Consider the following 13051-nt stretch of genomic DNA (forward strand, 5'->3'; position numbering starts at 1 on the left):
TATGGATTTTACAGATTACCTAAATACCATAGTAAACAGACAGAATCTTAGCCAGGACCAGATGGCAGACATGCTGAACACTATTTTTTCAGGACAGGCCACCGAAGCTCAGGTCGGGGCATTCATGGCCGCCCTTGCCACAAAGGGAGAGACATTTGAGGAACTGGCAGGTGCGGCCCGGGCCATGCGGACCAAGGCGGTACGTGTTCAGACCCTTGCCAAAAAGGTCATTGACACCTGCGGCACAGGTGGTGACGCCTCGGGGTCATTTAATATTTCCACCACAACGGCCTTTGTCATTGCCGGAGCCGGCGTAACCGTGGCAAAACACGGCAACCGGTCTGTCACCAGTAAATGCGGGTCCGCGGATGTACTTGAAGAACTTGGGATCAATTTAAGTGTGGACCCTGAAATTGTGGAAGAGGCCATCAACGAAATCGGCATTGGTTTCATGTTTGCCCCCCTGTACCACGGCTCCATGAAGTACGCCATGAAAGCCCGCACTGAATGTAAAATCAGAAGTATTTTCAACATGCTGGGTCCATTAACCAACCCGGCCGCCGCTTCATGTCAAATCCTTGGGGTATATGCACCGGAATTGACGGAAATGTTTGGAAAGGCATTGAATCTGCTGGGTGTGGAAAAAGCCTTTGTGGTCCACGGGCATGACGGCATGGATGAGATGACCACCACAGATCTGACCCGGGTGACGGAACTTAATGACGGCATGATTAAAACCTATGATGTGGACCCCTTGACCTATTTTGACGAATACGCCGACCCCAAGGATCTTTTGGGTGGGGATGCAAAACATAATGCCGCTATTACCCGGGCTATTTTATCCGGGGGAAGTGGTCCGAAACAGGATATTGTCCTGCTCAATGCAGGCGCAGGACTTGTGGCCGCAGATGCCGCCCCCAACATTGAAAAGGGTATTGAGATGGCTTTAAAATCCATTGAAACAGGGGCGGCCATGGAAAAACTTGAGTTACTGGCAGATTATACCAGGGAAAACGCTTAAACCGAAAGGCAGATAAATGCAAGGATTTCTCAACGCTGTTGTTGATGTTAAAAATGAAGAAATAAACCGGGCCAAAAGCAAAGTGCCCTTAACTGCCATTCGCCATGATGCCGAACAGACACCGGCGTCTGCCTCTTTTGCAGATGCCATGGCAGATTCAACCCATAAAGCAGTCGGTATCATAGCCGAGGTCAAAAAAGCATCACCTTCCAAGGGGGACATAAAAACCGATATTGACGTGGCCGCCTATGCCAAGACCTATACCCAGGGCGGGGCAAGGGCCATCTCGGTGCTTACGGAATCAAAGTACTTTAAAGGCACCTTGTCCGACCTTGAACTTGTGTGTCAAAACACAAATCTGCCCGTACTTCGAAAGGATTTTATCTTTTCCGAATACCAAATCTATGAAGCTAAAAAGGCAGGGGCATCTGCGGTGCTTTTGATCACCACCCTGCTCGACCCGGCCCAGCAGGCAGAGCTGACCTTTCTTACCCGGGAACTTGGCATGGAGCCGCTGGTGGAGATCAATTCAGAGTTTGAATTTGAACAGGCATATAAAGCACAAGCCCGGGTGGTTGGCATTAACAACAGAAATCTTGCTACCCTTGAGGTGGACACAAGTGTGGCAAAACGTGTGGCAAAGATTTTTCCCGATGAAATCATCCCCGTGGAGGCCTCGGGCATTTCCGGGCGTCCCGGCATTGAAGCCGGCATTGAAAATCGTATTTTCAATTTCCTTGTAGGAGAAAGCATTGTGCGCTCAAAAGATCCAGCCAAGTTTATCAAAACCCTTATCGGCATCAAAGCGGAGGACGACTAACAGCCATGGCTCAGTTTCCTGCATCAAAATGGCAAATCCCCCCCGGCCAAAGGCACAACGTGCTGGTAAAGATATGCGGCTTGACCCTTGTGGATAATGCCCTTGACTGCGTGAACGCCGGCGCGGATATCATCGGACTTGTCTTTTTTGAAAAAAGCCCCCGGCATGTAAGCACCGCCCAAGCCCGGGAAATTACCCGGGCCCTTCCCAAAGACGTGCCGGCCTGCGGGGTGTTTGTCAACGAAACCTTTGACACGATTATGCAGACCGTTTCAGCCTGTGGGCTTGAAATCATACAGCTGCACGGCGCAGAATCGCCTGAGCTTGCCGAACGTTTATCAGCCCAAAACCTTGTGGTGACCAAAGCCTTTTTTGCAGCAAGACCTCCGGAGCTTTGTGACACACAAAAATACAAATCCGCAGATTTTTGTCTGGCCGAGTACGGCAAAGGAATCCTTCCCGGGGGAAATGCAGAAACCTGGGATTACGACCAGGCCCTTGAAATGGCAAAGAAAGTGCGGCTGATGCTGGCAGGCGGACTTAACCCGGAAAATGTAGCGGATGCGGTGTCAAGAATACGTCCCCATGCCGTAGATGTATCTTCGGGTGTGGAAAAAACAAAGGGAATTAAGGACATTGCAAAGGTCACAGCCTTTATCAGGGCTGCAAAATCTGTTTATTTGCAGCCCTGATACGCCAATTTTTACTTAACCAGCAAATTACTCCCGGGATATATCTTATCATTAGGGGTCAAATTATTGAGTTGGCGTATTGCCGCCACACTGGTTTTATATTTCTGGGAAATCGACCACAGGGTTTCATCCTTTTGAACCGTATGAAACTGGTTGGTCTTCTTTGGTGTATTAGCTTTTGGTTTCTCTGTTTTTTTCTTTGCCACCTGAACTTTTTTCTTGGGCGTGGTTACCGACGCAGGTTTCTTCACTGTAGGCTTGGGTTTGACAACAGTTTTTTGAGGAGGCGTCGAGGCAACAACAGCCAATTTGCTTAATCGGCCTTCAAGTTTGGCCACACGCTCAATCAGGGTATCAAGCTTTAGGTTTACGGCCGTTTCAATTCGTGTTATCCGTTCATCAAAATCGGACACGAACCGTGATGCCGCTTGGTTCTCATTCCGATCCGAAGAGGATGCTATTTTTGCCAAAGAGATCTCAAGGGCAGAGACGCGTTCCTCAAAACCCGGGGCGACCTGATCGTCCCCTTTAGTCGAAACAGATTTCTGTTCACCGCTCTCTTGTGTAGATGACCCGCTGAAAAAAAAGAAAAAAACCAGGGCTGTGACCGCCATTGCAGCGATAAGAATCATGGTAAATTCATTTTTTTTCAGTAATGAGGTGCCCTGCTCAATGGCGGACACCCCGGGTTCATTTTTTTTCTGGCTTGTCTCTTTGTTCATTTGTTGGCTCCCGGAAGAAGATGTCTTAATGCCTCTTAATAGCATTTCAGTCTGTTATTTCAAGCCCAAACAATAATTTTTAGTACGCTTGTATAATTTCATCGAAGTCAGTGTACAGCGATTTTTTTTGGTAATTGCCTGTCAAGTACACCTTATCAACCGGCCTTGCATACTTGATATAAAAATTGAAATCCTGGAGCCTGGCGTAAAATTGTAAAAACACCGCCTGATCGGTTTCCAAATTGATCCGGCATTGATCAAGCAGTTGAAAGGCACTTGAGGCATGATGAACCATGAGATAAAAGCAGGCCGCTGACAAATATTTGCAGTTTATCTGCCTGTATAATTCCGGATAAAACTTGGAAACATAGAGGCTACCTGAAAAAACTTCATGGGAAACAATCAGTGTTTTTGAAATCTGTTTTCCGGTATGCCTGTCGCAAAGAAAATATTCCATACAGGTGTCGTCCCGGGCAAAGGTGAGTAAAAAACGATTGTACAATCTTGGAATCTGCTGATTTAAAAAATTATTTTCCCCGAATTTTGCTGTGATCATTTTCAACGTCCTGTTACCCCTGTCTGGGAATTCTGCACAAACCGGAATCCCCTTTGAAACCAAATTGTTCATACCAGTTACTTAACACCTTAAAATCACTGTGAAAAAATTCATCATTGGGGTCGAAGGCAGGATTGGCACTGAGCCGGATATTAAAACAGTCGGCTTTTCGGCACAACTCTAAAAGCATCAGTGTACCGTTGCCGCTTTGGAGAACAAAGGCCTTTAGATGATGGATGTGCACGGTCCTGTTTTGGGAAACAACCTCATTCAAGGCAATGGCACCAACGGGTTTGCCATAAACATTTTGAAAAACAAAAGAATGGACCTGTGAATGATTTTCGGCATATCCATATCCGGCAAGGCGACTTTTGTACTTACCATAAAAATAATCGATGTATTCCTGTTCCCGGGATACCGGTAACGTCTGTACATCCCTATCTGAATCTGCCTCAAAAGACTGATGATCACCAGATGAATCCATCCGTGACGATGCAGGTTCTATTGGGGTATCTACATTTAAAATATCTTGTCCTGAAAGCCACAACGGCAATGGATTAGTCGTTTTCAGACAGTTGAAGACAGCCCGGGTCATTTCAAATGGAACCGTTTCCAGTTTCAATTGATTGCCAAAATCAACAAAAAGTGATCTGGAGGATTCAAATACAAAATTTCTGGCAGATGAAGATTCAATTTCATCATCGAATTTTCCTGAATTAAAAATTTTTTTACAAAGGGATGAATCCATGCTGTTCCACGCACGGCAGATAAAAGGGCGGACCTGATAGATGCTGCACATTCCGTTTTCTAGAAAAATACAGGGCAATTCAGACTTGACTGAAAAAAGAGCGCCAATGGATTGTCCCCGGGTCCGTTGAAGTCGCTGCTCAATTCTGTCCATGAGCAGGAGAATCTGCTCTCCGGTAAAACATTCATGAATAAAGGACAGGATGAGCAAGGCTTCAATGGGCAGCACATGTATCTGGGAATGACAGCAGTAGCTGCAGCCCGGCCCGCATGCCACAGCGGGGCTTTGATTCGAACGTTCAAGGGCGTCAACAATATCATGGGCATATGCCATGACGTTTTTTAACACGGGAAGAACCGCGTCATTGATAAACCCGTTGTAAATTTTTTCCCGGAATTGGGCGTTCAAAATATCTTTGAATGCATTCTGGCATGAATCCCCAGGGATTGCTGTCATATAACCTCTCCAATGTAAGACAGAGAGGATTCTGTAACAAACCAAAAGGCTGTCTGAGCTTACTCAATAATAATAGTAAAAACCTGCGGCAGGTTATATAAAATTAAACCTGCCGTCAATATATCATTGCCATACGCAAGGATATAACCTTGAACCCCGGGTTTTAAATGTGTTAATGTCAACATTATTATCCGCTTGATATAGTTCAAAACCAGACAAGAAATCAGGAACTTGCTATGAGGTTGAAATCCTTATTCACCATATCGTTATTTCTTTTGATTTTCACACTGATTAATCAGTCTGTGGTTTTGGATGCATTTGCCCAAAACTTTTTTATTAATAAAATCGGAATGAAATTTGTCCTGATTCCGGCAGGGGCTTTTATTATGGGAAGCCCTGACTCGGAGAAGGGGCGGCAAAAAGACGAAAAACAACACAGAGTGGTCATCACCAAAAGTTTTTACATGTCAGAAACCGAAGTGACCCAGGGGCAGTGGGACCGCCTTGTCTCCCCGAACCCGTCATCCTTTAAGCTGGGCAATTACTATCCTATGGACACCGTGTCCTGGTATGATGCTATCGAATTTATTCGATTTTTGAACAAGAGAGAAGGCTCCCGCAAATACCGTTTACCCACAGAGGCGGAATGGGAATATGCCTGCCGGGCCGGCAGTCAGACGGCCTTTGCCACAGGGGACGTAACCACCTTTTCCTGCAAGGAACCGGAAGCAGCGCTTATTGATCATGCCTGGTACTGCTTTAATAGCGGTGGTTTCTCGCCGGCCGGAAATTTCAAGCCCCATCCGGTCAAACTCCTTAAACCCAATAAATGGGGCCTTTACGACATGCACGGCAATGTTCAAGAATGGGTCCAGGATGCATGTGAATGGCGCACCATCTGGAGTGCGGGAACCGGAACCATTACCCGAACCTATGTTGACAACATTACAGATCCTTTGGAAACAAAAGGTGGACACCGGGTGGTCAGAGGCGGCGGATGGTTCCAGAACAGCAAATACCAGAGATGCGCCTACCGCACCAATTACAAGCCCGTGGCCCGTCGCAACAGCTTAGGGTTTAGAATCGTCCGGGAACGGTAAACAACCGGCAAGTTTAGCCCCTGTCTTTTTTATCGAACAGCCTGAAAAGATAAATCCCTGCCCCCAGCATCACAAAATCCCTGATGAGCAGCCAGACTGAGGCCCAGAGTCCTTTGGTGGACCCCAAAGAAAAGCATCCGCAGTCAAATTCATGGCCCCGTATCAGATTAAAACTGATCAGGAAAATAAAGCCCACCAGCATGGCATTAATTAATAAAAGACCCGAGCGTTTAAGCAGACCAGTTATCAAGGTGATACCGCAGACAAGCTCCACAAAAGGTATAACAATGGCTAACACATTTATAATCTGGTGGGGAAAGACGGCATAGCCGTACAAAATTGTGGCAAATTGATCCGGTGACACGATTTTGTGCCAGGAAGCGAAAACAAAGGTGCATCCCAGAAACAGACGTAGTGCCCATTCAAAGAAATCCGTTTGGCCGCCCAAATCCATGAAAGAGGGGTTGGTGGGATCTTTAAATTTGAAACGGAATAAATTGCTCATAGGTCAGTTTCTTGGGCCGCCACATCAAACCCCATTTCCTCCCATTCAGCAAATCCACCGGCATACACCGCCACATGGGCAAAGCCCATTTCAACCAAACGGGTGGCAAATGTGTGGGAATCATGGCAGGTCACACCCGCACAATACACAAGGATCTCATCTTCGGGGGTTATTTTTGACAACAGCCTTTTTTTCTCTTCCTCAAAATCTTCCAAGGGGAAATTCAATGCCCCCGGAATATGTCCCAGGTCATAAATATCGGGCCAGCGGACATCAAGCACGATCACTGTCCCGGATTCCACCATTCGTTTGACTTTGAGGGGATTGTTGATCTGCATAACATTAACGGCATGGGCCTTGTTTGCCCCAGGCATGACCACACCCTGATTCGGATTCCACTGGCCTTTAAGGGCAATACCGTTAGGGGAGAGCGCATTAAAACCAAGGCTTAGCATTACACAGATACTTAAAAGAAAAAAGCACCCTATAATATCATGTTTAAGAATCATAACCGAGCTTTAATGGTTTTGAATATATCCACCCGTTTCTGCATGACAATAAGTCTAAGCCAGACTTCGAGCAGATGGGCCATCCTGGCCTCTTTGGTGGTATCTTGAACCTGATCAGGGTTTATAGAATCATGGCCTGGTTCTTTTAAACTTTCTTTGGTATCCACAGTTTGCTTTTGTACTTCAAGGCGGGAAATGGCGTCGAGGACATTCTCAGCATCAGGATTCCGGCTTGTATCAATCGTCTTGTAAATTTCAAGGGCATCGTCCATATATCCCTGTTTCTCGTACAGGCGAGCCAGAGCTAAGCTTGCAAAATTACCGGTCATTTTTCAGTTCCTTGATTTTTGGATTTTTCTTTGAATACCCATTCATCTTGGGCAGCCATTTCATGCTTATGTTTGGCCAGGTGCTTAATATATTCAATATCGGTTTTAAGTTTCAGTATCTCTTTTTCCAATTTTAAATTTTGATTGACAGCAATGGCCGCCTGGATTTCAAGCTGCTCCTGCCTGGATTTAAGCCGACTATAGTCCATGACCCCTTTTGTGGAAAAGAAAAACATAAATAAAAGGATAACCGCCCCTGCTATGGTCAGGTAAAGGCATATTTTTTCCATATGGGTCATTTTTATTTAAAAAAAATCCTTGTGAGCATTGCCATTTCCGGATTCGATGTGAGGCGGGCCCCCAACAAGTAGCAACCGGCCCCGAGACTGATGCTGATAACAAGGCCTGCTGCTTGAATTATTTTTGAACAGTCAGTCCAAAAACCCCATATCCATCGAACCAGGAAAAACATTATAACAGACATGAAAACCGCTCTGCAAGCGCAAACCAGTACCGCCCTGCCCCGAAGCCCGAAAGGCCCGGATGCGGATAGAAAAACAAATCCGGCCACAGCGGACAAAGATACGGCCAAACTAAGTCCGGTCACCCCCATGCGTTGCACAAAAAACCGGCACATCAAAAGATTAGATATAATGGACACCACGCCTGCCATAAAAGGCTGCCGAATATTGGACAACGCATAATGAAACGCCACAAAAAGGCGGGTTCCGGCAACAGCCCAAAGCCCAAGAATCATAAAAACAAGACATTGGCCGGTCTGATTCACTGCGGTCAGATCAAAGGCCCCTCTGCCGAACAGCAACGAAACAATGGGGCGGTTTAAGGCGATGATGCCTACTGTTGCAGGAATAATTAAAAAAAAAACCATGCGTACACCAGCATCAAACAAAAGGCTGAAATCCCGGGTTTCCTGTGTTTGATCAAAAAAATTAAATCCAGGCATTCCACCTGAAGATTTCCCGGCTTTCAGATAATGCGTACCGGCCATTGCAGACAACATGGGCAACAAAACCGTGGCAACGGGAGAGGCCACTAAAGCCAAAGGAAATTGAACCAGGCGTTCGGCATAATTAAGATAAGAGACCGCACCCGAATCAAGCGTCGAGGCGGTAAGTCCGGCCACCATCAGATTAATCTGAAAAGCTGCAGCCCCGATCATGGAAGGGACAAGGGTAATAAAGGCTTTTTTTACATGGGGGTGCACCCGGACAAAGACCTTAAAATCAAACAGGCCAAGCTTTACAAGGCTTGGAAGTTGAAAGACAAGCTGAACAATGCCGCCGCAGGTTACCCCAATGGCCAGAACGACGATTTTTGGCGAAAACCGGTTGGAAAACAGTACAGCGATAGTGATAATACAAAGATTGAGCAAAATTGGCGTGGCTGCAGGCACATGAAAATTTCCCCTGGCATGGAGCACACTCATAGACAGGGCCACAAAAAAAATAATGAACATATAGGGCGTCATAATCCTGAACAGCAGACAGGACAATGTATGGGAATAAGAACCAGCACCATACCCCGGGGCAAAAAGATCTATGAAAAAAGGCGCAAAATAGATTCCTAAACCCACCAGCACCGCCCCTGCAATGGATATAAAAAACAAGGCATTTAAAAACATGGCCGCAGCCTGGTCTTTTTTGTTTTGGGCAAACTGTTCTGCAAACAATGGGATGAAAGAGATACTTAAAATTCCGTCGGACATCATTTTCCGGATCAGATCAAAGGGCCTGAATGCAATAAAAAAAGCGTCGGACACCGTACCTGCGCCAAATATAAATGCAATGACCGCATCCCTTATCATGCCAAGAATTCTTGAAATCAGCGTAATCGAACTGATAGATGCCGCTTTTTTAATAAAGTGGGTCACAGGTTTTCCTTGACATATTTATCTGTTTTGTATATCTTACCGAATTTGATACAAGTTTTATTAATTATTTTTAATTTATTTTATGAAGGAGCTAGACCAAGTTGGCGAACCATAAATCAGCAAAAAAACGCGCAAAACAAAATCAGGTCAGACGGATGAGAAATAAATCCGCAAAAACCTCCCTTAAAACCCTTGAAAAGAAACTTCGTTCAGCTAAAGAAGCTGGTGAAAATACCGACGAACTGATGAAAAAGACCCAGTCTGCCATTCACAAGGCGGCTAAAAAAGGTATTGTTCACAAAAAAATGGCGTCAAGGAAGATCTCAAGACTGTTCAAATTTGCGAACGCATAAGTTACGCGCTTTTTGCATCATTTAAGCTCAGCCGGTCCAGACTATAAACCGGCGTCTGTCTTGTAGCAGGAACAGGCGCCGGTTCATTTTCTTGGATTTAAAAGTTGTTTGTCATTTGGCTGACCACACGTTCGGCCACACGTTCGGCAATGAGGTCAACAGCCTCCCGTTTATTGGCCTCATCATCCACGGTACTGCTCGATACTTCATAGGATTCCGTGGCTGAAAAATTCTTCACTGACCAAAGAATTTTTCCACCGGCCCCAGTCAAAACCACATCTATCCTCGCATTAACCTGTCTTTCCGTAACATCTTCCGAAGACGATCTGGACAATGTGGAAAAGGTGATAGATTGAACGGTACCTGATATTTTTTGGGTAGCATTGCCGGCATCCACAACAATGGTATCTGTTTTTGCGGTAATCTCCCGAATCAATTCGTTGGTAAAAGATATCCCGGCCCTGGATTCGGTGCTTTTGTTTTCAAATATGGACACAGAGACCCGGGTGACATCATTATGAATGAAACCACCGCCGGCCAGTCGGTATCCACACCCCGTACCAATCATCAAAAATGAAATAATCATCAGCCATGCAATACATTTTCTCATAAATTACACCACAATATTAACAAGGGTCTGTTTTTTACGAATCACAATGATCTTACGGATTTCTTTTCCGTCGATATACTTGACAATCCTTGAATCCCCAAGGGCGGCAGATTTAATATCATCTTCTCCTGCATCAGTGCCCATGGGAAATTTTGCCCGCAATTTTCCGTTCACCTGAACCACAACAAGCACCTCGTCGGTCTGCATGGAATCTTTTCTGAATTCAGGCCAGGGTTGTTTAAGAATAGAGTCCTTGCTCCCCATATGGGCAAATAACTCCTCGCAGAAGTGGGGAAGAATGGGACTGAGCAAGAGCAGTACATTTTCAAGGCAGAACCAAACCACGGACTTGAGCTCATCATCGGCCTTTTCAAGCGTAACCGTGTACATGGCATTGACAAGTTCCATGACTGCGGCAATGGCCGTATTGAAATGGAAATTAGTTTCAATATCTGCGGTCACCTTCTGGATCGTCTGATTCGCCTTGATATACAATTCTTTGGCCTGCTCACCCTTAAGTGAATCCGCCGACCCTTTGTACGCATCGATACCCTGAATGGTTTCCATGCAGGTCAACGCCAGACGCCAGACACGATTGACAAAACGATTACTGCCTTCGACACCATCTTCGCTCCACTCCAGATCCCTTTCAGGAGGCGCGGCAAAAAGACAGAACAACCGGGTCACATCAGCGCCGTATTTTTCCAGAAGCTCATTGGGATTGACCACGTTCTTCTTGGATTTGGACATCTTGATCACACGTCCGACATCCACATCCTTGCCGCACATGGTACAGACAAGCTTGCCATCCTTTTTCTCACCCTGCTCCGGAAACAGGAACCCATGCTCGGGACAGGTCATGGTCTCTTTGCACACCATCCCCTGGGTCAAAAGTCTGGTGAACGGTTCCTTAAAAGGCACAAGCCCCAGGGTATTGAGAACCCGCAAAAAATACCGGGAATAAAGAAGATGCAGCACGGCATGCTCCACACCACCAATATACTGATCAACGGGCATCCAGTATTCCACTGCTTTAGGATCAAACATACCCTTATCATACCGGGGAGAACAATAACGCAGGTAATACCAGGAAGATTCCACAAAGGTGTCCATGGTATCGGTATCCCTTTTGGCATCTTTTCTGCCGCAGGCTGGACAGGTGGTCTTGGCAAAATAGTCCAGGGTCGGCAAAGGAGACTGACCCTTATCCAGCAGATTGGCATTTTCGGGCAGAATAATGGGCAGATCAGTTTCCGGCACCGGAATCATCCCACATGAGGGGCAGTGAATCACCGGAATGGGCGTACCCCAGTACCGCTGGCGGGAAATGCCCCAGTCACGCAGACGGAAAGAGACCGCGCGCTTGCCAATGCCGGATTCTTCAAGCCAGTCCGCCATTTTTTCAATGGCGTCCTTGCTGTCCATGCCGTTAAATTGTCCGGAATTGGTCATAACACCGCGACCGGCATAGGCCTCGGTCATGGTTGCACCGTCAAGAGTCTCCCCTTCAGGCTGCACCACCACCCGGATTTCAAGCCCGTATTTTCGGGCGAAATCAAAGTCCCGCTGATCCCCGGAAGGCACGGACATAATAGCCCCTGTGCCATAGCCCATTAAAACGAAATTGGCCGTATAAACAGGAATCTTTTCGCCGGTGGCCGGATTGATACAGTAGGCGCCGGTAAAGACCCCTTCTTTTTCGTATTTTTCAATGCCTTCGGCTGAGCGTTCCTGCCTGGACACCCTTGCTACAAACTCGGAGACGACCGTCTCCTGGTCCGTACCCTTGGACAGGGTCTCCACCAGGGGGTGTTCCGGTGCCAGACACATGAAGGTGGCACCGAAAATGGTGTCAGGGCGGGTGGTGAACACATTGATCACCTCGTCACTGCCGTCCACCTTAAAGTCCAGCTGAGCGCCCACGCTTTTGCCGATCCAGTTTTTCTGCATGGTGGTGACATTATCCGGCCAGCCGGGAAGTTTATCACAATGAACCAGAAGGTCTTCGGAATAATCGGTTATTTTGAAAAACCACTGCCACAACTTTTTTTGCTGAACCACCTGGGAGCACCGCCAGCATTTGTCTTGCTCCACCTGCTCATTGGCCAGCACCGTCTGGCATTTCTCACACCAGTTCACATAGGATTCCTTGCGGTAGGCCATGCCCTTTTCAAGCATTTTTAAAAACAGCCACTGTTCCCAGCGGTAGTATTCCGGCCGGCAGGTGGCAATTTCCCTGTCCCAGTCATAGGAAAAACCCATTTTCTTAAGCTGGGCCCGCATGGACCGGATATTGTCATAGGTCCAGGCAGCCGGATGGGTATTGTTGTCAATGGCTGCATTCTCCGCGGGCATACCAAAGGCATCCCATCCCATGGGATGAATGACATTAAAGCCTCTCATGCGCTTGTAACGGACCACCACATCTCCGATGGTGTAATTGCGCACATGCCCCATATGAATCTTTCCCGAAGGATAGGGAAACATTTCAAGCAGATAATATTTTTCCCTGGACGAATCTTCTTTTACCTTGAAAAGCTGGGTATTTTTCCAGTATTCCTGCCATTTGGGCTCGACCTGGGAAGGGATGTACCGTTCCTCCATTATCTTAATTCCTTTCAAAAAGCATCTATATTTATAGTTGAACCTTTTTAGATGCCATAAGACAGACGAAATAGCAAAGGTATTTATGGCAATAACTTTAAATTTTTTGTAAACCCTATCTGTTGAGTATGGGTA

Annotated in this window: 15 protein-coding genes; 5 read left to right on the top strand and 10 right to left on the bottom strand. The window is 46.5% G+C overall.

The features are described 5' to 3' along the window. The first annotated feature begins 1 nt into the window (after position 1). Genes trpD through EYB58_RS19100 form a run of 3 tightly spaced genes read left to right on the top strand, consistent with a single transcriptional unit; the run spans position 2 to position 2533 of the window. On the top strand, positions 2-1021 hold the full coding sequence (gene trpD, locus EYB58_RS19090; protein WP_111957748.1) for an anthranilate phosphoribosyltransferase: 1020 nt from the start codon (positions 2-4) through the stop codon (positions 1019-1021). A gap of 16 nt (positions 1022-1037) precedes the next feature. Further along, on the top strand, positions 1038-1841 hold the full coding sequence (gene trpC, locus EYB58_RS19095; protein ID WP_111957750.1) for an indole-3-glycerol phosphate synthase TrpC: 804 nt from the start codon (positions 1038-1040) through the stop codon (positions 1839-1841). A gap of 5 nt (positions 1842-1846) precedes the next feature. Then, entirely contained in the window at positions 1847-2533 is a 687-nt protein-coding gene (locus EYB58_RS19100) for a phosphoribosylanthranilate isomerase (RefSeq protein ID WP_111957752.1), read from the top strand. 11 nt (positions 2534-2544) lie between these two features. Here the strand turns inward: EYB58_RS19100 and EYB58_RS19105 are convergent, their stop codons facing one another. The 3 genes from EYB58_RS19105 to EYB58_RS19115 all read right to left on the bottom strand — a co-directional run bounded on the left by EYB58_RS19105 (position 2545) and on the right by EYB58_RS19115 (position 5015). Next, positions 2545-3255, bottom strand: a complete 711-nt coding sequence (locus tag EYB58_RS19105) for a LysM peptidoglycan-binding domain-containing protein (protein ID WP_242637440.1) — start codon at positions 3253-3255, stop codon at positions 2545-2547. Positions 3256-3334: 79 nt separating this feature from the next. Continuing rightward, positions 3335-3811 (bottom strand): hypothetical protein, encoded by a 477-nt coding sequence (locus tag EYB58_RS19110; RefSeq protein WP_165477786.1) that lies wholly within the window; start codon positions 3809-3811, stop codon positions 3335-3337. Between the two features lie 13 nt (positions 3812-3824). Further along, the gene (locus EYB58_RS19115) at positions 3825-5015 is read right to left on the bottom strand and encodes a YkgJ family cysteine cluster protein (RefSeq protein ID WP_111957758.1); all 1191 of its coding nucleotides are present in this window, start codon (positions 5013-5015) and stop codon (positions 3825-3827) included. 236 nt (positions 5016-5251) lie between these two features. On the opposite strand from EYB58_RS19115, the gene EYB58_RS19120 reads away from it, so the two are divergent. Next, positions 5252-6115: a formylglycine-generating enzyme family protein gene (locus tag EYB58_RS19120; protein WP_111957760.1), complete on the top strand. Its 864-nt coding sequence runs from the start codon at positions 5252-5254 to the stop codon at positions 6113-6115. A gap of 13 nt (positions 6116-6128) precedes the next feature. Here the strand turns inward: EYB58_RS19120 and EYB58_RS19125 are convergent, their stop codons facing one another. Genes EYB58_RS19125 through murJ form a run of 5 tightly spaced genes read right to left on the bottom strand, consistent with a single transcriptional unit; the run spans position 6129 to position 9349 of the window. Then, complete coding sequence (locus EYB58_RS19125) at positions 6129-6620, bottom strand: MauE/DoxX family redox-associated membrane protein (protein ID WP_111957762.1); 492 nt, start codon at positions 6618-6620, stop codon at positions 6129-6131. Beyond that, positions 6617-7129, bottom strand: coding sequence for a rhodanese-like domain-containing protein (locus EYB58_RS19130; protein WP_111957764.1), 513 nt, complete (start codon positions 7127-7129; stop codon positions 6617-6619). The genes EYB58_RS19125 and EYB58_RS19130 overlap by 4 nt, the downstream gene beginning before the upstream one ends. Beyond that, positions 7126-7458: a hypothetical protein gene (locus EYB58_RS19135; protein WP_111957766.1), complete on the bottom strand. Its 333-nt coding sequence runs from the start codon at positions 7456-7458 to the stop codon at positions 7126-7128. The genes EYB58_RS19130 and EYB58_RS19135 overlap by 4 nt, the downstream gene beginning before the upstream one ends. After that, positions 7455-7757 carry an FtsB family cell division protein gene (locus EYB58_RS19140; RefSeq protein WP_111957768.1) on the bottom strand — a complete coding sequence of 101 codons (303 nt, stop codon included), beginning with the start codon at positions 7755-7757 and terminating at the stop codon, positions 7455-7457. Before EYB58_RS19140 ends, EYB58_RS19135 begins: the two co-directional genes overlap by 4 nt. Before the next feature lie 2 nt (positions 7758-7759). Next, entirely contained in the window at positions 7760-9349 is a 1590-nt protein-coding gene (gene murJ / locus EYB58_RS19145; protein ID WP_111957770.1) for a murein biosynthesis integral membrane protein MurJ, read from the bottom strand. A 101-nt stretch (positions 9350-9450) separates the two neighbouring features. Here murJ and rpsT point away from each other — a divergent pair, with 101 nt between their 5' ends. After that, positions 9451-9702 (top strand): 30S ribosomal protein S20, encoded by a 252-nt coding sequence (gene rpsT, locus EYB58_RS19150; RefSeq protein WP_111957772.1) that lies wholly within the window; start codon positions 9451-9453, stop codon positions 9700-9702. Positions 9703-9799: 97 nt separating this feature from the next. On the opposite strand, the gene EYB58_RS19155 is transcribed toward rpsT, so the two are convergent. Continuing rightward, complete coding sequence (locus EYB58_RS19155) at positions 9800-10312, bottom strand: LPS-assembly lipoprotein LptE (RefSeq protein ID WP_111957774.1); 513 nt, start codon at positions 10310-10312, stop codon at positions 9800-9802. A gap of 3 nt (positions 10313-10315) precedes the next feature. Then, positions 10316-12916, bottom strand: a complete 2601-nt coding sequence (gene leuS / locus EYB58_RS19160) for a leucine--tRNA ligase (protein WP_111957783.1) — start codon at positions 12914-12916, stop codon at positions 10316-10318. Positions 12917-13051 lie beyond the last annotated feature (135 nt).

This window comes from Desulfobacter hydrogenophilus (assembly GCF_004319545.1).
Lineage (GTDB): Bacteria > Desulfobacterota > Desulfobacteria > Desulfobacterales > Desulfobacteraceae > Desulfobacter > Desulfobacter hydrogenophilus.